The following is a 24,964-nucleotide window of genomic DNA, read 5'->3' as shown; positions in this document are numbered from 1 at the left end:
GAGCACGCGAAGGAGTCGCCGAAGTCCTGCCTGCGTCGGCAGGTCTGGTGTGGGATGCGCGTGCGCGCCCGCCGGCGCGCACCCTGTTGCGCGCGAAAGGCGCGCAGCGTGGGACGGGAGCTACCGCCCGGACGGTCGGGCGTCGGCCACGAGGGCGGCGACGAACCCGGGCACGGTGAGCTTTCGTGCGGTCTCGATCGTCGTCATGGCTTCCTCCCAGCCTCGATGAATGCATCCGTTGTGCTGCAACAAGGCAGCCCTACAGGATATTGCCAGCTTGCAGAAATCCGCAAGACATTTCTGGTGGTATCCACGAACACCACCGCCTGGTTGACGCAACATGCCGCCCGGGAGCGGTCCCGGGCGGCATGTCGTGTCAACTGGATGCGGTCAGCGGATCCGGATCGAAAGACAGGTGACGCATCCTTCGAGCTTCTCGAACTCGGAGATGTCGACCTGGACGACGGTGTAGCCGAGGTCTTCGACGAGCGCGACCGACTGGGGGGCGGACGACGACATCAGCACGGTGTCGTCGGCGAGGACCACGACCGCGGTCCCGTGGGCCTCGGGCACCGGCAGGAAGCGCTCGAACACGCGGGTGTCGTCGACGATGGGCTCGTAGCCGATGACCGTGCCGTCGGGCAGGGCGGTCACGGCGGTCTTCAGGTGCAGGGCCTTGGTGACGGGCACCGCGACGACGGTGTACCCGAGCGGCGCGACGATCGCGCGCAGCTGGCGGATGCCCTCGGCGTTGGTGCGTCCGCCGCGGCCGACGTAGACCGTGGACCCGACCTTCAGCACGTCGCCGCCCTCGAGCGTTCCCGGAGCCTCGATGCGCTCCAGGCGCAGGCCCTGCGCGCGCAGCGCGGCCTCGGTGCCCTCCGTCTCGCCACGACGCGACTCGGCGCCGGGGAGCGTGATGACGGCGGTGTCGCCGAAGACCACGGCGGTGTCCTCGACGAAGACGGAGTCTGCCATGCGGTCGGCGCTCGCGACCTCGACGGTCTGCCAGCCGGCCTCGGAGAGGGCGGCGACGTAGGCGTCCCACTGCTTGTCAGCGAGCTCCGTGTCGACCGGCTGCGGATCGATGTGCGTGATGAGGCCCTCGGCGACATTCGCGGCCGGGATGCGCACCAGCGCGACACGGCGCTCGGTGCGCTCCCCGTTGTCCACCGCGCGGTACACGGCGTAGCCCGCCGTCGGGAACGCGATCGCGACCGACAGCCAGAACGGCAGGTTGATCCCGATGAACGAGCCGAACAGCTGGCCCCACGCATCACCCGACAGCGTCACCTTCAGCACCGTGAAGAGGATCAGCGTGCCGAGCACCGTGCTCACCAGAGCGATCACGATGCCCGACACCACGGCGATCCACCGCCGGTCGAAGGCGCCGAGCAACGCTGCTGCGAAGCCCAACACCAGGGCGACCAGCGCGTTCCATCCGACGTACGGCGTCGTTGTGGCGAGCGCCGCCGAGTTGAGCTGGCTGGCGACCAGGATCACGACCGTCGAGGCGACGAACGCGATCGCTGCGACAGCGACAGCGGCGGAGATGGATGCGGCGAGCCGGCGGCCCCAGGAAGACGTCATGGGATCAACCTATCGGAGCAGCGCTATGCGTTTGCTGGCTCCCGCAGTCGCTCGAGCGCGAGCTCCTCGGCGGCCTGCAGCGTGGTGACCCCGCGCTCCTCCGCCACCCGGAAGATCTCGGCGACCGAATCGCCGATGCGCTCCACCCGCTCCTGCGTCGCCTCCGCGGTGACGCCCGGCTCGCCGGCCATCGAGAGGAAGATGACGCCGCCCGCGTTGACGACGAAGTCGGGCGCCCAGAGGATGCCGCGAGCCGCGAGCCGCTCGGCGCCGTCGCGCGCGGCCAGCTGGTTGTTGGCCGGGCCGACGACCGCGGCGACGCGCAGCTCGTCGATGACACTGTCGGTCAGCGCCCCGCCGACACCGGCGGGCACGAAGAGGTCGCCTTCGACGCGGTGCGCCTCGTCCGGCTCCACCCAGGTGGCGCCCAGCGCATCCGCCAGCGCGCGCTTCGCGGGATTGACGTCGGTCGCGGTCAGCACGGCGCCCTCGCTCGCCAGGCGCATCGCGATGAGCGAGCCCACGTGCCCGAGCCCGAGGACGGTCACCCGACGGCCCTCGACCGAGCGCGATCCGAAGACGCGCTCCAGGGTGGACTGCAGGCCCGCGTAGACACCGGCTGCTGTGGCGTCGCTCGGCTCGCCCACACCGCCCTCCGACGGCGGGAGGCCGCACACGTGCGAGGTGCGGGTGGCGACGACGGACATGTCCTCGGCGCTCGTGCCCACATCCTCTGCGGTCATGTAGCTGCCGCCGAGCGTCTCGACCGCGTCGCCCAGGTCGAGCATCGCTTCGAAGCGCTCGGTCGGCGAGAGCACCGTTCCGCGCGGGAGGTACACCACGGCCTTGCCGCCGCCGCGGTTGAGTCCGGCGGCGGAGTTCTTGAGGGTCATCCCCTCGGCGAGGCGCAACGAGTCTGCCACCGCCTCCTGCCAGGAGTCGTAAGTCCAGACGCGGCAGCCGCCGAGGGCGGGGCCGAGGACGGTGGAGTGGACCGCGATGCTGATGGTGAGCCCGCTCCGCCTCCCCTTCACGACGTGCAGTGTTTCGTGCGGCAGGTCTGTGGGCAGGACGGACATCGGTGTCTCCTCGTGGGATCGCGGTGAAAAGTGTTCAGCGGTCTTGTGGACCGCCGTCCATACTCCCCTGCGCCGGGAGACCCCGCAATGTCAGTGGACCACCCTCAGTGGAAGAAGTGCCGTTCCCCGGTGAAGTACATCGTCACGCCGGCCGCCTTCGCCGCCTCGACGACCTCCTCGTCGCGGATGCTGCCGCCCGGCTGGACGATGGCGCGCACGCCCGCGTCGATCAGGATCTGCGCGCCGTCGGCGAACGGGAAGAACGCATCGGAGGCTGCGACCGAGCCGCGCGCACGGTCCCCCGCGCGCGTGACCGCGAGGTGGCACGAGTCGACGCGGTTGACCTGTCCCATGCCCACGCCGACCGAGGCGCCGTCGTGGGCGAGGAGAATGGCGTTCGACTTGACCGCGCGGCAGGCCTTCCAGGCGAACTCGAGGTCGGCGCGGGTGGCGGCGTCCGCCTCCTCGCCCGCGACGAGGGTCCAGCCGTCGCTGGTGAACTCGGTGAAGCGGTCGGTGTCCTGCACCAGCACGCCGCCCGAGATCTGCCGGAACTCGGTGAGCGCGCGGGCGTAGTCGGCGGGCAGCTGCAGGATCCGCAGGTTCTTCTTGGTCTGCAGCAGCTCGAGCGCCTCCGGCTCGAAGGCCGGCGCGATGAGCACCTCGGTGAAGATGCCCTTCACCGTCTCGGCCATGGCCAGGGTGACCGTGCGGTTGGCCGCGATCACACCGCCGTAGGCCGAGACGGGATCGCACTCGTGCGCCTTGCGGTGCGCCTCGGCGATGTCGTCGGCGACCGCGATCCCGCAGGGGTTGGCGTGCTTGATGATCGCGACGGCGGGACGGTCGAAGTCGTAGGCACTGCGCAGAGCGGCGTCCGCATCCACGTAGTTGTTGTACGACATCTCCTTGCCGCCGAGCTGCGTCGCCTGCGCGATGCCGCGTCCCGCCGGGTCGGCGTAGAGCGCCGCCGCCTGGTGGGAGTTCTCGCCGTAGCGCAGCGTCTGCTTGAGCTCGGCGCGGGCCTCCCAGCGCTCGGGGAAGTCGTCGGTCGAGGGCGCCTCGCCCGCGAACCAGGCCGCCACCGCGCCGTCGTACGAGGCGGTGTGCGCGAACGCCTTGGCGGCGAGCGCACGGCGCTGATCGAAGGTCGTGCCTCCCGCGGCGACCGCCTCGACCACGTCGGCGTAGTCCGCCGGCGACACCACGATGGCGACGTTGGCGTGGTTCTTCGCGGACGCGCGCACCATCGCCGGTCCGCCGATGTCGATCTGCTCCACGACATCGTCGCCGACGGCGCCGGAGGCCACCGTCTCGACGAACGGGTACAGGTTGACGACGACGAGCTCGAACGGCTCGATGCCGAGATCCTTCAGCTGCTCCTCGTGCGAGGCCAGCCGCAGGTCGGCGAGCAGCCCGGAGTGGATGGCCGGATGCAGCGTCTTGACGCGGCCGTCGAGCGACTCGGGGAAGCCGGTGACGCTGGCGACGTCCGTGACCGCGTGGCCCGCGTCGCGGATGGTCTGGGCCGTCGAGCCGGTCGAGACGATCTCCACGCCGGCGTCGGCCAGGGCTTTCGCCAGGTCGAGGAGTCCGCTCTTGTCGCTGACCGAGATCAGCGCTCGGCGGATCGGGACGAGGTCCCGCTCGCGGTACAGGCTGGGGTCGTGGCGGGGTCCGCTCATGCTCGGGCAAGCTCCTCGAGGTCGATGTGTCCGTTGGCGATGTCGAGCACGGCGTCGATGAGCAGCCGTCGCTCCACGGGTTTGATGCGTTCGTGCAGGCTGGCCTCGGTGTCGCCGGGCAGCACCTCGACGCGTTCCTGGCTGATGATCGGGCCGGCATCCACGCCGTTGTCGACGACGATCAGGCTGGCGCCGGTCTGGGTCACTCCCGCGGCCAGCGCATCCCGAACGGCATGGGCACCGGGGAACTCGGGCAGGTAGGCGGGGTGGGTGTTGATCAGGTCGGGCGAGAGCGCATCCACGACCCGCGGCGGCACGAGGCGCATGAAGCCGGACAGGATGGTGAGGTCTGGCTCCCACTGCCGGATCTGCTCCAGCAGCGCGTCGCCCCACTCCTCACGGCTCGGGTACGACGTGTACGGGACCGTGAAAGTCGGGATGCCGAACCGCTCGGCGTGCTCGAGGCCGTCGGCCTCGCGGTCGGCACCCACTGCGACGACACGGGCCGGGAACTCGGCATCCTCCGACGCCTCCAGCAGTGCACGCAGGTTCGAGCCGCCACCGGAGATCAGCACCACAATCGAGAGCACGCCACCAGCCTACCGGCGTCCGACCGGCCGCCTCACCGCCGGGATCGGCTCCCCGCGGCCAGTCCGATCGCCGCAGCGACGGCGACCTCGGCCGCCGCGAGCGCGCCGACCAGCCAGGCGTTCGGTCCGACGTCGTGCAGTCGTCCCGGGCCGAGGGACCCGGAGGACCACCAGGCCAGCAGTCCGAGCTCGATGCCCGCGACCACTCCGATCCCCGCTGCGGTGAGCAGCAGAGAGCGGACCCCGTCCGCGAGAGTCGAGCCACCCGCACCCCGGCGGCCGCGCAGCAGCACGCCCGCCACGAAGCCCGCGAGCACGGGCACCAGGACACCGATCAGGCCGAAGGGGACGCTGCCGGACGGGATGATGCCGAACAGCGGCAGCCCGGGCAGCGGCCCGAGCGCAGTGCCGAGCGGGCTGACCGACGAACCGGTTCCGAGGGCGAACCCGGGGCCGACCAGCCACGACGCCATCCAGATCACCAGGTTCGGGAGGAGCGCCAGCTGCCCGATGGTCAGCGCCGCTCCACCGGCGACACCGGTCTGCAACTGCTCGTACAGGCTGATGATGGTGCCGTAGCCGCCGAAGATCAGCAGGGCGAGAAGGAGAGCCGCGATCCCGATGACCATGGCCGTCGCCGCGGTGCCCGCGCGGACGGCCGCCATCGCGCCGACCCGGAGGCTCTCCGGCAGGTCGACCGCCCGGCTCCGCAGGGCGGTCAGGGAGATCGGCGCCGCACTCGTCCCCGGGGCGGAATCCGGCCGCTCCGAGGCGATCCCGTCCACCGGACGCGAGCCGCGCATCCCCTCGTCCGGCGCCCCGCCACGCAGCGCATCGAAGCCGAACCCGGCGGCGATGCCGATCGCGTACACGAACGGCGGGAGGAGGATGCCCTGCCACACCGACGGCTGCACCACCGCGGAGCCGGCCGACAGCACCACCAGCGCCGAGATCGCCGCGAAGGCGGCGAGCGCGCTCGACGCACCCACCCAGCGCTGATCCGTCTCGGCCGCACGCATCCCGGTGCGGACTCCGAGGCCAGCGGTCAGGGCGGCGAAACCGAGCAGGGCGATCGTCACCTGGAACGGCACCGCCGCGCCCGGCAGCCCCAGCCGGCCCACCGTCTGCGGGTCGAGGCTCACCGTGAGGTTGACGCCGTGACCCACGAGCCAGATGTCCGCCGCGGACCGCCACACCACCGCGAAGTCGGCGCCGAGCTGGTACTGCGCCGCCCAGAGGATCGTGATCGGGACCAGGCAGATGCCGAGGCCGATCGCGGCGATGATGAGCGCCTCCAGCGCGGCGAGCAGGGCGACGGTTGTGCGACTCATGACCGAACGGAGCCTACCGGCGCCGGACCGGCCCGGGCCGACGACACTTCGGGGCTCAGGAGACCGTCACGACCGGCGTCTCGTCGTCGGCCGATTCCGGCACGGTCACGGCAGGTCGTTGCACCAGTTCGAGGATCGCCACGGCCAGCGCGGCGAGCACCAGCGTCCAGATGATGAGGGAGGGCGTGAGCGGTCGCACGAAGAGCACGACGGCGGCCGCGATCGCGGCGACGATGGCACGCAGCAGCGTGCGCTGGGTGTACATCCACACGCCCGCGCGTCCGGTCGTGATGCCGTGGCGCTCGGCCGACTCGCGCACCCAGGCCACGCCGGAGCCGAAGAACCCGCGCAGTCGCCGGGGCACCGCGAACGGTCCGGAGTACCAGGCGACGAGAGCGACGACGACGGCGAGCACGAGCACCGCGACGGCGGTGTCGATCATCGCCGTCGTCACCGTGGTGAACAGGGTGCGGGCGAGACCCGACGGAATCAGCGACGGCGACGCGGATGCGACGAAGACGACGCGGCCGATCCCGATCGCGCCGAGCACCACGGCCATCCCGAGCCCCAGCGCCACGGCCGCCCACACGAGTGCGACCGCCCGCCGCCGTGCGACCAGGACACCCAGCGCGAGCAGCCCGAGCGCGACCCAGGGCAGCCACGCCCCCGCCGCCAGCGCAAGCCCGTAGACCACCTGCAGCGTCGGGATGGAAGAGTTCTGCGCGATCGTCACCGTGCGGTCGACGGTGGGTATCCGCGAGGCGAAGGTGAGTCCCTGGTCGATCAGCAGCTGTTTGACGCGATCGATGATCGGGGCGAGCTGGATGCCGACCGAGCCGTCCGCACCGACGGCGATGGCGGCCTTCGGGTTGTTCTGCATCGTCGCGATCAGCTGCTCGTGGCTGGTGCGGAGCGCCTGCTGCCAGACCTGGGCGAAGGCGTCCGACGCGACGAACCGCTGCACCGTGGAACGCATGAGGGAGACGATGCCCTGCGCGAGCGGGCCCTTCAGCGACTCCAGCGCCTTGGTGGCGACCGGGCCGGTGCCGAGCCCGGTGATCCCGTCGATGACCTGCGAGGTCACCTGCGGGATGTCGACGTTGTCCTGCACCGCCTTGACCGCTTGGTCGGTGACGAAGCTCTGCACGCCAGGATCGTGTGCGAGCGGAGCGTAGGTGGCGACGAACGAGTCGGTGTCGGTCAGCTGCACTTTCGCCCAGGAGGCCACGACGGCGAGAGGCGCCAGGATGGCGCCGAGGACGATGAGCACCGTCGCCAGCAGGGTCCAGCCCCAGCTGCGGCGTTTGCGGACGGCGGGTGCGGCGGCCGCATCGACCGGGAGGACCTCGGTGTCCGAACCGACCTGGGCGCGCAGGGCGGCGTTCTCCGCCTCCAGCTCGGACAGGCGTCGCTCGAGTTCCGAATTCGACAGACGAGCCATCGCGTTCCCCTCACGCTCTGCCGGTGGGCCCCGGCTGGGGTCACTGTAGCGCCGGGGGGCGGAGCGCGGACAGGGGCTTTCTTCTGCGGCCTCCAGACACGGAAGAGGGCCGGATCCGTGCACGGATCCGGCCCTTCTTCGGGATGCGATCTAGAGCGCCGCGTAGACCTCGCGCAGCAGCGCGGCCGTCTCGGACGGCGTCTTGCCGACCTTGACGCCCGCGGCCTCCAGCGCTTCCTTCTTGGCCTGGGCTGTGCCCGCCGAGCCCGACACGATGGCGCCGGCGTGGCCCATGGTCTTGCCCTCGGGGGCCGTGAAGCCCGCCACGTAGCCGACGACCGGCTTCGTGACGTTCGCCTTGATGAAGTCGGCCGCACGCTCCTCGGCGTCGCCGCCGATCTCGCCGATCATCACGATGGCCTTCGTCTCGGGGTCGGCCTCGAACGCGGCGAGCGCGTCGATGTGCGTCGTCCCGATGACCGGGTCGCCGCCGATGCCGATGGCCGTGGAGAAGCCCAGGTCACGGAGCTCGTACATCATCTGGTACGTCAGGGTGCCCGACTTCGACACGAGCCCGATCGGGCCCTTGCCGGTGATCGTGGCGGGGGTGATGCCGACGAGCGACTCCCCCGGGGTGATGATGCCGGGGCAGTTCGGGCCGATGATCCGGGTCTTGTCGCCCTTCTCCTTCGCGTACGCCCACGCCTCGGCGGAATCCTGGACGGGGATCCCTTCGGTGATGACGACCAGCAGCGGGATCTCGGCGTCGATCGCCTCGACCATCGCATCCTTCGCGAACGCCGGGGGCACGAAGATGATCGACACATCGGCGCCGGTCTTCTCGATCGCCTCGACGACGGTGCCGAAGACCGGCAGCTCGACATCGCCGTGCGTGACCGTCGTGCCCGCCTTGCGGGCGTTGACGCCGCCGACCACCTGGGTGCCGGCCTTCAGCATCAGCGCCGTGTGCTTGGTGCCCTCGCCGCCGGTGATGCCCTGGACGATGACCTTGGAATCCTTGTTGAGGAAGATAGACATTGTTGTTTGTCCTTCGCTTACTTCGCGGCCAGCTCGGCGGCCTTGTCGGCGCCCTCGTCCATGGTGAGCGCCAGGGTCACCAGCGGGTGGTTCGCATCCTTCAGGATGCGGCGGCCCTCGTCGACCTTGTTGCCGTCCAGGCGCACGACCAGCGGCTTGTTCGCCTCGTCGCCGAGGATCTCGAGCGCCTTCACGATGCCGTTCGCGACCGCGTCGCACGCGGTGATACCGCCGAAGACGTTCACGAACACGCTCTTCACCTGCGGGTCGTTCAGGATGACATCCAGACCCGCCGCCATCACCTCGGCGGACGCGCCGCCGCCGATGTCGAGGAAGTTCGCGGGCTTGACGCCCTGGTGCTTCTCGCCCGCGTAGGAGACGACATCGAGGGTGGACATGACCAGGCCCGCGCCGTTGCCGATGATGCCGACCTGGCCGTCGAGCTTGACGTAGTTGAGGTTCGCAGCCTTGGCCTTGGCCTCCAGCGGGTCCGCCGCGGCCTTGTCCTCGAGCGCCTCGTGCTCCGGGTGGCGGAACTCGGCGTTCTCATCGAGGGTCACCTTGCCGTCGAGGGCGATGATGTCGCCCTCCTCGGTGAGCACCAGCGGGTTCACCTCGACGAGGGTGGCGTCCTCACCGGTGTACACCTCGTACAGCTTGACGAAGACATCGGCGACCTTCTCGACCAGGTCGTCGGGGAAGCCGGCCGCCGTGGCGATCTCGACCGCCTTGGCGTGGTCGATGCCGCCGCGCGGGTCGACCTCGACGCGCGCCAGCGCCTCCGGCTTCTCGACAGCGAGCTGCTCGATCTCCATGCCGCCCTCGACGCTGGTCAGCGAGAGGTAGGAGCGGTTGGCCCGGTCGAGGAGCACCGAGAAGTAGAACTCGCGCGCGATCCGGGCGCCGCCGGCGACCATGACACGGCGGACCTCGTGGCCCTTGATGTCGAGCCCGAGGATGGCCTTCGCCGCCTCCTCCGCCTCGTCCGGGTTCTTCGCGACCTTGACGCCGCCGGCCTTGCCGCGGCCTCCGACCTTCACCTGCGCCTTGACGACGGTCACGCCACCCAGCTTCTCGGCCGCGGCGCGCACCTCCTCGGGAGTGTCGGCGACGATGCCCGGAAGCACCGGGACCCCGTACTTCTCAAACAGGTCTCTGGCCTGGTACTCGTATAGATCCACGGTTATCCAATCCGCTGCTGGTCCGGTGCGCTTGGTGAGCTTCCGGCTGATTTCTCCTGGCGGTCCGACGCGAGAATAGCTCGACGCCGAGACAAATTCGCCAGGAAGAACTGTAGCCCCTCCGCCTGAACGGGCCGAAACCGGGATGCTGTCCACAGGCCGGTCGGAAAGGTCTCTGTCCACCGATCCGGCCGCTGCCGGGGCGGCAGCCGGATCCTCCGACGACGGTTGGGTCATGACTCAACGACCCTTCACCCTGATCACCGCCGTGAGCCTCGCGGGGCTCGCCGTCTTCCTCGGCGTACTGCAGAGCCTGTTCGGCGCCGCCGGGCCGGCGCGAGCCCTCGCCGGCGACGGCCATGGGCCCGGCTACCTGTCCTCCGACGGCTGGTGGCTGGGCGCCTATCACTTCGACGACGGCGCCCTCGGCTTCTGTCTCAACCCCGGCAAGCTGGCCCCGACGGGGCTGACGTACACCTATGCCGACCCCGCTGGGATGGGATGGTGGACGCCCGAGCAATCGGCGATCTTCGCGTACATCGCGCGGACGTGGGCGGGCAGCCCGGACCGCCTGACGGCCGCGGCGGGTCAGCTGGCAACGTGGATGTACGCCGGCATGTCCGATGTCGATGCGCAGAACCATGCCGGGCGGGCCGGAGCGGACACCGACGCCGTCTATGCCCGGGCGCTCGACATGCTCGCCGAGGCCCGCAGCCGCGCGTCGACCGGAGTGCGCGCCGCCGCCGTCGTCGAGCTGGCCGAGAGCGGTCCCGGCCGCGTGCGGGTCGAGCTGACGGTCGATCGGATCACCGGTGCGGAGGTCCTGCCTCCCGGCGCGCATCCCGTCTCGGTGACCCTCACCGGGGCTGCTTTCGCGGGCGGCTCCTCGACCGCGACGATCCGCTCGGGGACGGATGTGGACATCACCCCGACCGGGCGGGACGCGAGCGTCTCGGTGACCGCGACCGCGCGAAGCGGAGACCTCCCCTACGGCAACCGCCTCACCGTGGCGCTGCCGACGGTCGATGCGCAGGCGGTGCTCATCGCGCAGTCCGCGACCGCCGCGACGCAGGCCGAAGCCCACACGACCGGCCCATCGCCGCTTCCGTTCCAGCCGCGGGTGCAGACCACGACGTCGGATGCGGAGGCGCGCCCGGGCGCCGAGATCACCGACCACCTCACCGTGACCGTCGACGATGCCGAGGGTCTGCTCCCGGCCTGGGGCGTGCAGTCCGCCAGCGACGGCTTCACGCCCGTGACGGTGGTGGTGGAGAGCACGCTGTACGGGCCGTTCGCCGAGCCGATCGTCCCGGCAGCGGCTCCCCCGCCGGACGCACCGAGCGTGTGCACCGTGGAGACGGTGGTGGACGGTGCGGGCGACTACACCACACCCGCATGCGCCGTACCCGAAGACGGTTACTACGTCTGGACGGAGCGCATCGATCCTGCGCGCACAGGGCCGGCCGCGGTCGCCGGTCGCGTGCGGCCGTGGGTCTCGGAGTTCGGGATCGCGTCGGAGGTCACCCACGTGCAGACGGCGGTGGTCGAGACGCACACACCTCCGACCTCGACTCCGGCTCCCACGCCGCCTGCGGCGGTCGTTCCCGCCCCGACGGCTCCGCCGACCGGTACGGCCGCAATGACCCCGACCGCGCTCGCCGAGACGGGATCGGACGTTCTCGCGCCCGCTCTGGGAGGCGTCGGCGCTGGTGCCGTGGGCGTGGCCCTCCTGGCCTCACGGCGGCTTCGAGCGTGGCGATCCGGCGACCGGAGTTCGCGCCGCCTCAGCGGACCCCGTCGTGCCCGGACCACCTGGATCCGGCTGTGAGCGCCCGTCTCTGCGCTGCTTCGCAGCGGACGGCGGCAGGATGGTCACGTGCGCCTCTTCCGTCGGATTCGACCCGTCGCTGTCTCGGACATCGCGGCCGAGGCGCTGACGCTCGCCGGTGGAGGCTGTGCTCTCCTCCTGCAGATCGCCCATCCGGCGGTCGGCCGGGGCGTCGTGGAGCACTCGGACTTCGCGCAGCGTCTGATGGACCGTCTCGACGGCACGATGCTGTACCTGACGGCCACCATGTTCGGTTCGGCGGAACAGCAGACCGCTCTGAGGCGCATCGTGAACCGCGCCCACGCGCCCGTGCGGAGCAGGGGAACCTCCACGGCTCCGGCGTACAACGCCTACGACCCCGACCTGCAGCTCTGGGTCGCCGGCACGCTCTACTGGACGATGATGGACCTGCACCGGCGGGTGTTCGGCGCCCTCACGCCCTCGCAGGCGGAGGACGCCTATGGGCAGCTGTCCCGCGCGCTCTCCAATCTCCAGCTCACGCACGATCGCTGGCCCGCTACGGTGGCCGCGTTCGGCGAGTACTGGGAGCGGACGGTCGCGACACTCGCTGTCGACGCCGAGGTTCTGGCGCTATCACGACAGATCCTGTACCCGCGGCGCGCGGCGTGGTGGCTCCGGCCGTGGCTGCCGTTGGTCCGGCTGATCACCGCCGGGCTGCTGCCCGACGCCGTTCGGCAGCAGTTCCGCCTCGACTGGGACGAACGCCGGCAGCGGCGATTCGATCGGACGATCCGGATGCTGACGGTCGTCTATCCCCGGCTCCCGATGTGGCTCCGCACCCTCCCGCGCAACCGGTACCTCGCCCAGCTGCGACGCATGGTTCGACCACGCGAGCCACGGCCGTCGGTGAGCGGCCGCGCCGCGGCCGACTAGGGCGCGAGCCCGCGGCTGCGCTGCACGCCACGGGCGAGCAGCACGAGGACGATTCCGATCCCCGCCCCCAGCACGGTCTCCAGCACGCGATCGACGACCAGGGCGTTCAGTGGCGTCGGTGCGGCGAGGTGCGAGACCGACAGCGCCAGCGGCGTGATGAAGACGAGCGCGGCGCCGTAGTGGCGTGCGACGAGCACCTCGGTGAAGAACTGGCACACGACGATGACGCAGATCAGGAACACGGGCGGAGGCGACCAGGCGAGGAGGAGCGCGGTGACGGCGACACCCACGATCGTGCCGACGATCCGGTGCAGCGATCGCGAGATGGAGTGCGCCGCACGAGCGGGAGGGATCACCGCCACCAGACTCACGATCGCCCAGTAGGCATGCCCGAATCCGAATGCGAAGGCGATGCCTCCCGCGACCAGCACTCCGACGACGTTCTGCGCGACGGTGAGCCAGACGCGAGGGTCGCGGAGAGCGGACGGGTCCGTCACGGGACGACGACGCAGTTCCGGGACGAGCCCCGAGCGGGCGAGCACTCCACGCGATGGTCCGGTGATGCGGCGGATCGCCCATCCCGACATCGTGACCAGCCAGGCGAACGCCGCGGAAACCGCGGCGAGGCCGAGCCGCGGAAGGGCGTCGGCGGCCGGCGTAGGAACGGCCGCGCACACCAGGAGCGCGAAGACGAAGAACAACGCCTGCGGAGGCACGATCTGGAACACCGTAACGAACAGCGTGCCACCGCCCACCACCACGACCAGGGCCACAGCAACGAGGGCGAGCGGCTCCCCGAGCACGGCGAGCGCGATGCCGATGGAGATGCTCAGGAGCAGCGCGAGAGCAGCCACCGTGATCGTACGGACGCGCACACGATACGGCTCATTGCGTCCGTACACGGCGGTGAAGGCGCCGAAGGTGGCGTAGGCCGTCAGGTCCAACCGCCCGGCCGCGAAGAGAACGAAGAGGGGGACGGCGACAGCCACAGCCGCCCGCAGCCCCACCTCGAGGTTCCGCGGCGCCGAGAAGCCGGCCCTCACAGTTTGTCGATCGGGGCGATCTTGATGAGGAGCTTCTTCGCGCCCACCTTCTCGAACTGCACGTGGGCCACCCGCTTCGCACCCTGGCCGGTCACCTGGGTGACGCGACCATCGCCGAAGTCGGCGTGGCGGATGCGGTCGCCCGGCGCGAGCTCGAGGTCGCCGTTGTCGCGCACCTTGCCGGTCACGCGATTGGGCCACTCCGCCTTCGGGCGCTCCTGCCGGAACGTGTCGGCGGCAAGGCTGTCGTTCCAGCCGGACCCGCCCGATCCGGCGCCGAGCCCAGGACGGCGTGCGTTCAGCGCCCGCGACTGCGTGCCGCCGCGGCCGTTCGCCGATCCGGGCGACTGTCGCCAGTCGATCAGGTCTGCGGGGATCTCTTGCAGGTAACGACTGGGCATCGCCACGGCGGTCTCGCCGAACTGTGCACGCGTCATCGCCAGCGACAGGAACAACCGCTTCTTCGCACGGGTGATGCCGACGTAGAAGAGCCGGCGCTCCTCCGCAGGGCCGCCGGGTTCATTCGCCGACATGCGATGCGGAAGGAGGTCTTCCTCGATGCCGGTGAGGAAGACCGCGTCGTACTCCAACCCCTTCGCGGTGTGCAGGGTCATCAGCGACACGGAACCGCTCGAGTCGTCGATCTCGTCGGCCGCGGCGACCAACGAGACCTCGGTGAGGAAGTCGACCAGACCGCCGTCGGGATTGTTGCGTGCGAACTCGCGCGTGACGGCCACCAGCTCGTCCACGTTCTCGGCGCGCGCCTCGTCCTGAGGGTCGCGGCTCTTACGGAGTGCCTCCAGGTAGCCGCTGCCGTCGAGCAGGAACGTGAGCACGTCGGCCACCGGCGAGACGCCCGCCGGGTTCGACGGGTCGACTTTCGCCGCCGCCTCATCGAGAAGGTTCGACAGCTGAAGGATCGCGCTGGTCACCTTCGGTCCGAGGCCGAGCGATCCCGCATCCCGCATCGCGCCCCGGAAGGTGAGGCCGTTGTCCTCCGCGTAGCTGGCGAGTTGCGTCTCGGTGGCCGGCCCGATCCCGCGCTTCGGCGTGTTCAGGATGCGCCGGAGCGCCAGGAAGTCATCCGGGTTGGCGACGGTGATCAGATACGCCATCGCGTCCTTGATCTCGGCCCGCTCGTAGAACTTCGTGCCGCCCATCACCTTGTACGGCAAAGCGGACCGGATGAAGATCTCCTCCAGCGCACGGGTCTGGGCGTTCGTCCGGTAGAACACCGCGATGTCCTTGTACGCCATGCCGGCGCTGTGCAGCTTCTCGATCTCGTCGGCGACGAACTGGGCCTCGTCGTGGCCCGAGTACCCGGTGTAGCCGACGATCTTCTCGCCGTCTCCGACCGCGGTCCACAGCTTCTTGTCCTTGCGGTCGAAGTTGTTCGAGATGACGGCATTGGCGGCGCTGAGGATGTTCTGCGTCGAACGGTAGTTCTGCTCGAGCAGCACGACCTTCGCCCCGGGGAAGTCGCGCTCGAATTCCACGATGTTCCGGATGTCGGCCCCGCGGAAGGCGTAGATCGACTGGTCCGAGTCGCCGACCACCGTCAGCGAGGCGGCCGGGATGATCCCCGCCGCATCGCGGAGAGGCCGGACGTTGCGACCGTGCGCCTCCAGGTCGTCCACGATGTCCGGCGCGACGGGCATCGTCAGCTCGCGGATGAGGGAGTACTGGGCATGGTTCGTGTCCTGGTACTCGTCGACCAGGATGTGACGGAACCGGCTCTGGTACAGGGCGGCGATGCGCGGGAAGGCGCGGAACAGGAAGACGGTCTCGGCGATCAGGTCGTCGAAGTCGAAGGCGTTCGCCCGGCGCAGCTCACGCGTGTACTGGCGGAAGATCTCGAGGAACATCACCTCCTGCGGATCGCTGAGGTTCGCCGAGCGTGCGTGGGTCTCGAGGTCGGTCAGCTCGTTCTTCAGCTTGGAGATGCGGTTCGCCGCGCTCCCGACCGTGAAGCCGAGAGTGTCCGCATCCAGCTCCTTGATGATGCGCTTGAGCAGCGCACGCGAGTCGCCGGAGTCGTAGATGGTGAAGCTCGGCGTCTTGCCGATCGTCTCCGCTTCACGGCGCAGGATGCGGACGCACGCCGAGTGGAACGTCGAGATCCACATGCCCTGGGCCTTGCCGCCGAGCAACTGCTCAACGCGCTCGCGCATCTCGTTCGCCGCCTTGTTGGTGAACGTGATGGCGAGGATCTCGCTCGGCCACGCCTCGCGGCTCTCGATCAGCCCGGCGATGCGGCGCGTCAGCACGCTCGTCTTGCCGGAACCGGCGCCGGCCACGATCAGGAGGGCCTGCCCGCGATACTCCGCCGCCTCGCGCTGCTGCGGGTTGAGCCCCGCGAACAGCCGTTCGCTCGGTCCGCGCCAGCGACCCGAGCCGTCGTTCCCGGAGTCGCCGGATGCCCCGCCTTCCGCCGGGCCGTTCGCGCCGTCGCCCTGCCACCCGTCCAGGATGATCGGGACGGAGGAAGGGGTGGTCTGCGGGGCGTCGGGGAGGCTCGTCATGTCTCAGACGATTTTAGTCGCTGCCACCGTCATTCGGCCGGGAGCCCGTCGGCAGGCGCGACGCGTCCGTTCGCCTGGGGCATGCAACCGGTCAGCGACCATCGCGAACGGCGACCGCGAGGTCCGGATGATCCGCGAAGACCCCATCCACCCCGGAGTGCAGCAGGATCGAGAAATACCGACGCCAGTCCCCCCACGCAGCGTCGACCTCGCCGGTCCGGAACTCCGCCGGGAGCATGCCGTTCTCGGGCCGCAGCGTCCAGCAGAACACCGCGAGGCCCGCCGAATGGGCCAGGTCGACGAGGTCAGAGGTCACCGCGCCGACGTCCGCCGAGTCGTCCTCGCCGAACAGCGCCATCGAGACGGAGCCCGACGAGAGCACCTGCGAGGTCTCCACGCTGATCCCGTCGACACGGGCGGCGGGAGACGACGCAGCGGAGCCCAGGGCGTACAGGCCCCGCAAGGTCACGTCGCTGTCGTACCCGGGAGCGCTGGAGCCGAGCGCCGCAACCCGGTCGGCCGGGGCGCCCGAGTCCTCGAGCAGATAGACACGTCGGCTGCGGAAGCCGCGCTCGTGCAGCTTCACGAGAACCGTGTGCTCGAAGCTCTCGACCACGACGCCCGCCGCGTCCGTCCATCCCGCCTCCGAGAATTCTGCGAGGAGCAGTTCGTCCAGTGGCAGGCCCGCCGCCTCGAAGTACGTGGCGTGCTTCAACTCGGCGACGAGACCGGGCGCTCGTCCCGGGCCGTCCCCCGCCCGCTCGACGATCTCCAGCAGATCGCGCAAGCGGAGCAGCGGGTAATGCCCGTCGAAGGTAGAACTGTTCTGCCGAAGAGCGGGGATGCGCTCCCGCGCGCGCAAACTGGACAGCTCGTCCCAGGTGAAGTCCTCGGTGAACCACCCGGTCTGGACCACGCCGTCGACCTCCTTGGTCGTCCGGCGGTCGGCGAACTCGCCACGCTCGGCGACATCCGTCGTGCTCGAGATCTCGTTCTCGTGGCGCAGGACGAGGACGCCGTCCTTCGTCGCGACGATGTCCGGCTCGACGGCGTCGGCGCCCAGCTGGAACGCGAGCTCGTACGATCCGCGCGTGTGCTCCGGCCGGTAGCCCGGGGCGCCGCGGTGCCCGATGACCATCGGAGCCGTTCGCGCGCGCATGGCCCGATCCTAGCTGGCGCCACATGCGCCCCTGGGGAGGCCGGGAGGTGTCAGAATCGACGGGTGTCCGCCCTCGATACACGCACCCGCTGGCACGAGCCGGCTTCGCGCCTCCCGCTCCGCTGGGGCGCCTATCGTCCTCGGCTCATGACCGGCCTCGGGATGATCGTGGTGGGCACCGCGTGCGTCCTGGGGACCACGACCTACAGCCTCCCGCTGCTCCTGGTCGGGTCGCTGATGCAGCCGGCCGGCTGGGCCGTGCTCCCCTCGACCATCGGACGACGGATGGCCGCCCCGCTCCCCGTCCTCGGCTTCACGTGGCTCATGCTCGGGGGCTCCGGCTTCGCCTGGTGCTACGCGGTGATCCTCGCGGCCTGGTTGCTGGTGCGTATGCGCCCCCTCCCGTCCTTCGCCGTGCTCCTGCTCCCCGTGCTCTGGAGCATCGTCCTCCCCCTCTTCGTGCACGACTACCAGCACGGCTGGATCACCGTCCTCACGTGCACCGTGGTCATCGTCGCGGCCGCCTGGCTGGCGAGATGGATCGCCGAACGGTTCGATTCATGGCAATCTGTCAGAACTCTCAGAAAAGAACCCCGTAGATTTGAATGAACACGACCGCAACGCGGTCCACACAGAATGAGGAGCTCATGGCACTCAGCAACCCGGCCTTCTCCACGAACCCGGCGTTCTCCAGCAACGGCCAGGCTGCAACCGTCACGGCCGAGAACCTGGAGCAGATGTACCAGTCGCCGTCCGCGACGGCGGTCGACACCGACCGGATGACGGTCGAGGACACCATCACCAAGACCGCGATCTGCTTCGTCCTGCTGCTCGCAGGCGCCGCCGTCGGCTGGTTCGTCCCGGTCCTTGCGATCCCTGCCGCGATCGTCGGCTTCGTGCTCGCCCTGGTCAACATCTTCAAGCGCCGCCCGGTGCCCGGACTCATCCTCGGCTACTCGGCCGCGCAGGGCGTCTTCCTCGGCGCGATCTCGATGTTCTTCGAGTCCCAGTGGTCCGGAATCGTCATCCAGGCGGTCATCGCGACGTTCGCCGTCGTCGGGGTGACTCTCGCGCTCTTCGCCTCGGGCAAGATCCGCGCATCGGCCAAGGCGACCAAGGTCTTCCTGATCGCGATGTTCGGCTACCTCGCCTATTCGCTCGTCAACCTCGTCCTGATGTGGACGGGCGCGACCCCCGGCAGCTTCGGCCTCAACAGCGTCGAGCTCGGCAACACCGGCATCAAGCTCGGTCTCATCGTCGGCCTCCTCGTGGTCGTCCTCGGCGCCTACTCGCTCGTGCTCGACTTCGACGCGATCAAGCAGGGCGTCGCCAACCGCGCCCCGCGCATCTACGGCTGGTCGGGCGCCTTCGGCATCATGGTCACCGTCATCTGGCTGTACCTCGAGATCCTGCGCATGCTCGCGATCTCGCGCGACTGACCCGTCGGAACCGCGAAAAAGGGACGGCCCGGGAGCGATCTCCCGGGCCGTCCCTTTTTCCGTGCGTCACCCGGCCTTGAGCCCCAGCAGGGTGCAGTCGAACGGCGTGTACGTCGTCACGCTCGGGTTCACCATGGGCGTCACGTCGGCGTGCATCTTCTTGGTCGCGGTCGTGCCGGCATCCCACAGCGTGTCGAAGATCATCGTCTGCCCCGGGGCCATCTGCTGCACGCCCTGTGAGACCACGTAGTCGCCGTCGGTCCCGGTGACCGGGGTCTCCGCCACCTGTCCGTCGATGGCGGTCTTGAGGACCGTGTAGCCCTTCGGCGCGTACACGCTCGTCCCGACCTGGACGTTGCCCTGCGTGACGAGCACGCCGTTGCCCAGCACGTACGGGGGAAGGATGTTGCCCGCATTCGCCGGCGCTGTGCTGTTGAGCGAGACGCGGGTGAAGACGTACCGGTGCTTGTCGGAGCACACCGCCTGCTGCACCTCGATCTTCGCCTTCAGGAAGTAGTCCAGCTTCGAGGGGGTCTGATCCATGAAGTAGACGCCGAGCGCGTCGGTCTCCTTCGTGGTCACCGGAGGCTCAGAGTAGAACGGGGTCAGCTTGATCAGGTCCTGCTCCGACTTGTCGTCGGTCCAGACCTTGACGCGTCCCTCCTCCCCCATCTTCAGGAGGGTCTTGAGCAGCACCTTCGGGTCCGCCGCGCCGCCGAGCATCTTCGAGAACGCGGTGATCGCGATGGTCTCGTTGATCTTGTCGACGGTGACCGGATCCGGATACATCGCGTAGATGTCGATGAGCAGGATGCGCGCCGCGTTCTCGGCGGTGATCTGCAGGTTGGGAAGCACATCGATCGGGCCGGTCGCCTTCAGCAGGTTGGCCATCGTCACGGTGTCCATGGCGACCACGCCGTTGATCTCGTCGCCCTTCGCGGTCTTCCACATGGCTTTCGCCATGTCGAACGTCAGCGAGAACCGCGGCGTGATCGTCAGGTCCTGCACCTGCTTGCCCAGGCCGTACGGATACAGCTTCTTCACGTCCTCCGGGATGGGGATGATGTAGTCGTTGAATCGGGGGAAGTCGCGGATCGACGCCGAGGACTGCTTGACCAGGCTGATCTTGCCGTTGTCGATCTGCAGCAGCGCCATCGACCCCGTCGTACCGCCGTTCGGCAGCAGCTCACCGCTGTTCTCGAAGATGACGAGGTAGTTGCGCACGCCCTTCGACCCGAGAGCCGGAGGCAGCGCGTGCACGGCCTTCTTCGCATCCTGCATCTGCGCCGACACTTTGCCGAGCATTCCATCGAGCTGGGCGGTGGCGGAACGGACGGGCCCGATGGTCGAGCTGACGTCGATGTCCGCGACCCGCTGGTGGGCGGCGTCGAGGGCCGCGGCGGCCTTGTCGACGACCGGTGTCGCCTCGACGATCGGCTTGAGGTTGAGTGCGCCGTTCACCGGCTTCAGGCCGGCCGGCGAGACCGAGCCCAGGACTCCGACGAGCGGCTTGATGGCCTGGGTCACGACGTCGTCGGTCGCGCCGGCGAGCCCGCGGACCGCGGTGAGGTTCGGTCCGACGAACGGGATGATCTCTCCAGCCCGCCAGATCGGGTCGCTGGTGTCGCTGCGAGCCGACGCCACCTTCGGCTCGAGCTTGGCGAGGGTCGCTTTGGCACCCGTGACGTCCTGAGCGACGACCTGCGACTTGAGGGTGTTGACGAGCGGGATGGCGGCTTCGAGCGCCGATTTCGCGGCGAGCGCGCGGAAGCCGATCCAGAGTCCCGCCAGGACCACGATGGCGACGACGATGCCGACACCGACGAGCCACCGGAAGCTGCGGGAGCGAGTACGCCGGGCATGCGAGATCGAGACACGCGTAGGTCGGGAATCAGGCATTCGACCATTGAAGCAGACCAGGGTTGGGAGACCCGCCACCGCCGCGGCGCCCATCGGACCCCTCTCCCCCGAAGGAGGGACACGGGCCGCGCGCCGTTCTGCGCCGCCCGCGCCCGGAATGCAGGCTCTGAGAATTCTCTGTAAATTGGGTCTCTGTCTGTATCGGGACCGCCGTTCCTGGCCGGTCCCCTCGCCCGTGTGCCCGCAGGGCCGCGCCGTCGTTCGGAATCCGAGAATGAGTTCACTCAACAAGCACGCCGTCATCGTTGGTCAGGGCTACGTCGGCCTCCCCGTAGCGATGCGAGCGGTGGAAGCGGGCTACACCGTCGTGGGTCTCGACGTGGATCAGCGCCGCATCGACGGGCTGCGCCGCGGCGAGTCGTACGTCGACGACATCTCGTCGGCCACGCTCACCGCAGCGATCGAGTCCGGCAGCTACACACCGAGCGACGACTACGCGGACGCCGAGGGCTTCGACGTGGCCGTCATCACCGTGCCGACGCCCTTGAAGGAGGGCATCCCGGACCTCACCTACATCGAGGACTCCGCACGCGCGCTGTCCACCCGCCTGACGCGCGGCGCGACCGTCATCCTCGAGTCGACCACGTACCCGGGCACGACCGAGGAGCTCCTGGTCCCGATCCTCGAGGAGGGTTCCGGACTGACCGCGGGCACCGACTTCCACGTCGGCTACAGCCCCGAGCGCATCGACCCCGGAAACCCGACCTGGGGCTTCACCAACACCCCGAAGGTCGTCTCCGGCATCGACGCCGCCTCCCTCGAGCGGGTGAAGGGCTTCTACGACGACCTCGTCGAGCGCACCGTGCCGGTCAGCGGCACCAAGGAGGCGGAGCTCACCAAGCTCCTCGAGAACACGTTTCGGCACGTCAACATCGCGCTCGTGAACGAGCTCGCCATCTTCGGCCACCAGCTGGGCGTGGATGTGTGGGAGTCGATCGACGCGGCCTCCTCCAAGCCGTTCGGCTTCATGAAGTTCACCCCGGGCCCCGGTGTGGGCGGACACTGCCTCCCGGTCGACCCCAGCTACCTGTCGTGGCAGGTGCGCCGCAAGCTCGGCCAGTCCTTCCGCTTCGTCGAGCTGGCGAACGACATCAACGACCACATGCCCGATTACGTCGCCCAGCGGCTCATGGTGCTGCTGAACCGCGCGGGCAAGGCGCTGAACGGCGCGCGCGTCGTGCTCGTGGGCCTCTCCTACAAGCGCAACACGGGCGACATCCGCGAGTCCCCGTCGCTCCGTCTGATCGATGTCCTGCGGGAACTCGGCGCGGAGATCGTCGGCATCGACGACCGCGTGGAGGACCACCGCTGGCCGGCAGGTGTCGAGCGGGCGCCCTACACCGCGGAGACGCTGGCCGGGGCGGACGCCGTGGTCCTGGTCACCGACCACGAGGAGTTCGACCTGCAGCTGCTCGCCGAGACCTCCGCCCCCGTCCTCGACACCAAGAACCGGGTCAGCGGCCCGACCGTCGAGCGGCTCTGAGCGCCGCGATGCTGGAGCGGGCCTTCGATAGCGTGGCCGTGAAGCAGCCCGTAGACCGTGCGGTAGATTAGTCGCGCCCTTCGTCCATAAGGAATCTCCCCATGTCTGAGTCATCGCGGATCCGCGACCCGTGGACCATCGCCGTGACGGCATGGTCCGTCGTGGCGATGGCGTACGTGTTCCTGGTGCCGGTCGGCAACAACCTCCTGCTGTACCCGCTCATCCTCAGCTTCGCGCTGCTCGCGGGGATCGCCATCCTGCGGAACAAGCTGCGTCCCGACCGGTCGCTGCTGCTCCCGGCTGTGCTCTGGCTCGCGTTCCTGGTCCTCGGGATCGTCACCGGCATCGCGCGGGATGCAGAGTCGTGGCAGCGCACGCTGGTCTTCTTCCTGGTGTGGCCCGCGGTGTTCAGCGTCATCGTGGTGGGGTTCGACCGCCGCCTCATCCGCGTGATCTTCACCGTCGGCGCCTGGGTGACCGTCTTCATCGGCCTGCTGTTCATCGTGGATGCGCTCGCGATCACCGGGCACCTGCCGTTCAGCACGCTTCCGACCTGGCTGACTACGCCGCTCCTGCTCCGCGGGGTGACCGACGCGAGCGGGATGGTGTCCCTCTCGTCGAGCTCGCTGCCACCGCTGATCTGGTGGGGCGCCATGTGGGTCGCCTCCCTGTTCTGCGACCCGCGCGACCGGTACCTGCCTCCCGTGTGGCTGCGGACCGCCGCCGCTTCGCTGGCGATCGCGGGCGCCGTCGTCTCCTGGCGCCGGGCGATCGTCATCATCCTCGTGGTGTCGCCGATCATCGCGATCCTCGCCCTGATCGCCCTGCGACTGCGGAACGCCCGCTCGACCAACCCCCGGTTCTCCGGTCGCGCCTTCCTGCGCCTCGGGATCGCCGCCGTCATCGCGATCGCTCTGAGCTTCATGGCGCAGCCGCACTTCGCGTCGATGTTCGGCTCGGCCGTCGGCGCATCCTCCACGATCGTCGAAGGCCAGAAGGCCGATCTGCCGACCAAGGACCTCGCGACGTACGACGACAAGAAGCTGAGCGTCACCGCCGACGATGCTCTCGCCGATGAGATCCGGAAGAACGAGAGCCAGAACCTCCTGTCCCCGCGGTCGCCCGCCGACCTGCTCGTCGGACGGGGCTTCGGGGCCACCATCGACCGCGGCGAGGTCGTGCGCGACATGAAGCCGTGGCAGACCGAACTGCAGTATCACGCGATCTTCTACTGGACGGGCATCCTGGGCATCCTGCTCCTGCTCGCCACCTTCGTGACGGCGTTCCTCGCCGTGCGCAAGGCGTTCCGCTTCGACCAGGGGATGCGCGCGCCGCTGTACGTGAGCACCGTCGGCGCGCTCGCCGCGCTGGCCGCCAACGCGACCAACCCCTACCTGCAGGCGCCGGGGCACATGTGGCCGGTCTTCCTGCCGCTGATGATCGCCAGCGCGATCTTCGTCGCGCGCAGCCGTGAGCGTGAGCCGCTGGAGCCGCGGCTGGCGGAGCAGTACACGTGAGTCCCGGCTCCTCGCGCCAGCACCTCTACTGGATCTCGCTGGGCACGGTCTTCTCCTCGGCGGCGATCGTCCTCCTCCAGTTCCTCGCGCTGGTCAGCCTGGAGCCCGCCGCCTTCGGCCGCTTCTCGGCCGTATACCTGGCGTTCGCCCTCGCGTCGTCCGTACTGCTGTCCGTCGTCTGCGAGGCCTGGCAGCGGGTGCGGCCGGTGGCCGACTGGCGGCAGTTCAGCGCGCCCCTGCTCGCGCACTCCGTCCTGTCGGGAGTGGTGACAACGCTCATCCTCGCCCTGATCCCGGGATACCAGGGGCTGGCCGTCTTCAGCGGCGTGGCCGTCGGAACAGCGACCTACCGGGTCGGCGCCCGCTATTTCGCCATGCACCACCGCGAATACCGCTGGGTCGTCCCGGCGGACTTCGCGAACGTCGTCGTCCTGGTCGTGGGCTGGGCGCTGTTCCTGTTCGCCCGCGACAGCTTCTCGATCACGACGGTCATGATCGTCTGGGCGGCGAGCTCGGTCGTCAGCGCGGCCCTCTCCAAGCCCGCCACCGGATACGCGCCCTCGCTCGTTCCGTCGTGGCTCAGGACCCACAACCACGAGATCAAGACCCTTCTCGGTGACTCGGTGCTGCTCGACGCCTCCGGCATCGGGACGCCCTATGCGCTCATCCCGATCCTCGGAGTCAACGGCTTCGGCGTCTACCGCGCCCTGTCGAACGTGTCGGGCCCGGTCAAGCTGCTCCTGACTCCGGTGCGCCCGCTGTTCGCGGGGGTGGATGCGAAGCGGTTCGCGCGGGCCCGCTCGGTCGCGCTCTTCGTCGGCCTCTCGGCCGTGATCGGCGCAGTCTGCTACGCCGCGATCGTCCTGCTCAAGCTGACCGGCCTGGAGATCGGAACGCTGACGGCGCTCACCGACTACGCCTGGGAGGCCGGCGTCTTCGTCGGCGCGACGTTCCTCAACGGCGTGTACTACCTGCTGGCCCGCACGCACTTCACCCGCCGCCGCCTGCTCAGCGCGCGCGCCGTCACGTCGCTCGCCGGCATCGTGCTGCCGATCGCCGGCGGACTGCTCTTCGGCATCAAGGGCGCGATCGTCGCCGTCACGCTGGCCACCGTCGTCATCGCGGTCGTCTGGATCGTCCTCCTGTTCGGGCAGACGAAGAACGTCTCCGAGCCGGTCGATCTCGACCTCGGGTCCGACGCCGACGTCGACGTGATCTGAGGCA

The 24,964-nt window shown here is 69.5% G+C and carries 19 protein-coding genes; 7 read left to right on the top strand and 12 right to left on the bottom strand.

What is annotated here, in order from left to right; all coding sequences use genetic code 11:
- Positions 1-390 precede the first annotated feature (390 nt).
- The 8 genes from ddaH to sucC all read right to left on the bottom strand — a co-directional run bounded on the left by ddaH (position 391) and on the right by sucC (position 9,935).
- Positions 391-1,590: a dimethylargininase gene (gene ddaH / locus QRN40_RS11685; protein ID WP_285115813.1), complete on the bottom strand. Its 1,200-nt coding sequence runs from the start codon at positions 1,588-1,590 to the stop codon at positions 391-393.
- 23 nt (positions 1,591-1,613) lie between these two features.
- Positions 1,614-2,669 (bottom strand): Glu/Leu/Phe/Val dehydrogenase family protein, encoded by a 1,056-nt coding sequence (locus QRN40_RS11680; RefSeq protein ID WP_285115812.1) that lies wholly within the window; start codon positions 2,667-2,669, stop codon positions 1,614-1,616.
- A gap of 104 nt (positions 2,670-2,773) precedes the next feature.
- The gene (gene purH / locus QRN40_RS11675; RefSeq protein WP_285115811.1) at positions 2,774-4,354 is read right to left on the bottom strand and encodes a bifunctional phosphoribosylaminoimidazolecarboxamide formyltransferase/IMP cyclohydrolase; all 1,581 of its coding nucleotides are present in this window, start codon (positions 4,352-4,354) and stop codon (positions 2,774-2,776) included.
- Positions 4,351-4,944 (bottom strand): phosphoribosylglycinamide formyltransferase, encoded by a 594-nt coding sequence (gene purN / locus QRN40_RS11670; protein ID WP_285115810.1) that lies wholly within the window; start codon positions 4,942-4,944, stop codon positions 4,351-4,353. The genes purH and purN overlap by 4 nt, the downstream gene beginning before the upstream one ends.
- A 32-nt stretch (positions 4,945-4,976) precedes the next feature.
- Entirely contained in the window at positions 4,977-6,275 is a 1,299-nt protein-coding gene (locus tag QRN40_RS11665; protein WP_285115809.1) for a cell division protein PerM, read from the bottom strand.
- A 55-nt stretch (positions 6,276-6,330) separates the two neighbouring features.
- Positions 6,331-7,716, bottom strand: coding sequence for a bZIP transcription factor (locus QRN40_RS11660; RefSeq protein ID WP_285115808.1), 1,386 nt, complete (start codon positions 7,714-7,716; stop codon positions 6,331-6,333).
- Positions 7,717-7,866: 150 nt separating this feature from the next.
- A complete protein-coding gene (gene sucD, locus QRN40_RS11655) occupies positions 7,867-8,754 on the bottom strand; it encodes a succinate--CoA ligase subunit alpha (protein ID WP_285115807.1) in 888 nt (295 codons plus the stop codon).
- A 17-nt stretch (positions 8,755-8,771) separates the two neighbouring features.
- Entirely contained in the window at positions 8,772-9,935 is a 1,164-nt protein-coding gene (gene sucC / locus QRN40_RS11650) for an ADP-forming succinate--CoA ligase subunit beta (RefSeq protein ID WP_285115806.1), read from the bottom strand.
- Between the two features lie 235 nt (positions 9,936-10,170).
- On the opposite strand from sucC, the gene QRN40_RS11645 reads away from it, so the two are divergent.
- Both QRN40_RS11645 and QRN40_RS11640 read left to right on the top strand, forming a co-directional pair.
- Positions 10,171-11,763 carry a hypothetical protein gene (locus QRN40_RS11645; RefSeq protein WP_285115805.1) on the top strand — a complete coding sequence of 531 codons (1,593 nt, stop codon included), beginning with the start codon at positions 10,171-10,173 and terminating at the stop codon, positions 11,761-11,763.
- Positions 11,764-11,811: 48 nt separating this feature from the next.
- Positions 11,812-12,657, top strand: a complete 846-nt coding sequence (locus tag QRN40_RS11640) for an oxygenase MpaB family protein (protein WP_285115804.1) — start codon at positions 11,812-11,814, stop codon at positions 12,655-12,657.
- Here QRN40_RS11640 and QRN40_RS11635 read toward each other — a convergent pair.
- From QRN40_RS11635 to QRN40_RS11625, 3 genes are all read right to left on the bottom strand, one after another.
- The gene (locus tag QRN40_RS11635; RefSeq protein ID WP_285115803.1) at positions 12,654-13,700 is read right to left on the bottom strand and encodes an FUSC family protein; all 1,047 of its coding nucleotides are present in this window, start codon (positions 13,698-13,700) and stop codon (positions 12,654-12,656) included. The genes QRN40_RS11640 and QRN40_RS11635 overlap by 4 nt on opposite strands.
- Positions 13,697-16,222 carry an ATP-dependent helicase gene (locus tag QRN40_RS11630; RefSeq protein WP_285115802.1) on the bottom strand — a complete coding sequence of 842 codons (2,526 nt, stop codon included), beginning with the start codon at positions 16,220-16,222 and terminating at the stop codon, positions 13,697-13,699. The genes QRN40_RS11635 and QRN40_RS11630 overlap by 4 nt, the downstream gene beginning before the upstream one ends.
- Positions 16,223-16,313: 91 nt before the next feature.
- Positions 16,314-17,381 (bottom strand): glycerophosphodiester phosphodiesterase family protein, encoded by a 1,068-nt coding sequence (locus QRN40_RS11625; RefSeq protein WP_285115801.1) that lies wholly within the window; start codon positions 17,379-17,381, stop codon positions 16,314-16,316.
- Positions 17,382-17,444: 63 nt separating this feature from the next.
- Here QRN40_RS11625 and QRN40_RS11620 point away from each other — a divergent pair, with 63 nt between their 5' ends.
- Together QRN40_RS11620 and QRN40_RS11615 are read left to right on the top strand one after the other, a co-directional pair.
- Positions 17,445-17,990: a hypothetical protein gene (locus QRN40_RS11620; protein WP_285115800.1), complete on the top strand. Its 546-nt coding sequence runs from the start codon at positions 17,445-17,447 to the stop codon at positions 17,988-17,990.
- Between the two features lie 38 nt (positions 17,991-18,028).
- Positions 18,029-18,820 (top strand): Bax inhibitor-1/YccA family protein, encoded by a 792-nt coding sequence (locus QRN40_RS11615; RefSeq protein ID WP_285115799.1) that lies wholly within the window; start codon positions 18,029-18,031, stop codon positions 18,818-18,820.
- A gap of 66 nt (positions 18,821-18,886) precedes the next feature.
- Here the strand turns inward: QRN40_RS11615 and QRN40_RS11610 are convergent, their stop codons facing one another.
- A complete protein-coding gene (locus QRN40_RS11610) occupies positions 18,887-20,719 on the bottom strand; it encodes a DUF4012 domain-containing protein (protein WP_285115798.1) in 1,833 nt (610 codons plus the stop codon).
- Between the two features lie 235 nt (positions 20,720-20,954).
- Between QRN40_RS11610 and QRN40_RS11605 the strand changes: the two genes are divergently transcribed.
- The 3 genes from QRN40_RS11605 (at position 20,955) to QRN40_RS11595 (ending at position 24,960) form a co-directional block, all read left to right on the top strand.
- Entirely contained in the window at positions 20,955-22,223 is a 1,269-nt protein-coding gene (locus QRN40_RS11605; RefSeq protein ID WP_285115797.1) for a nucleotide sugar dehydrogenase, read from the top strand.
- A gap of 101 nt (positions 22,224-22,324) precedes the next feature.
- A complete protein-coding gene (locus QRN40_RS11600; protein WP_285115796.1) occupies positions 22,325-23,740 on the top strand; it encodes a hypothetical protein in 1,416 nt (471 codons plus the stop codon).
- The gene (locus tag QRN40_RS11595; protein ID WP_285115795.1) at positions 23,737-24,960 is read left to right on the top strand and encodes an MATE family efflux transporter; all 1,224 of its coding nucleotides are present in this window, start codon (positions 23,737-23,739) and stop codon (positions 24,958-24,960) included. The genes QRN40_RS11600 and QRN40_RS11595 overlap by 4 nt, the downstream gene beginning before the upstream one ends.
- The last annotated feature ends 4 nt before the right edge of the window (positions 24,961-24,964 follow it).

The sequence above is a fragment of the Leifsonia sp. fls2-241-R2A-40a genome (assembly GCF_030209575.1).
Lineage (GTDB): Bacteria > Actinomycetota > Actinomycetes > Actinomycetales > Microbacteriaceae > Leifsonia.
This window is presented reverse-complemented; position numbering and strand designations above follow the sequence as displayed.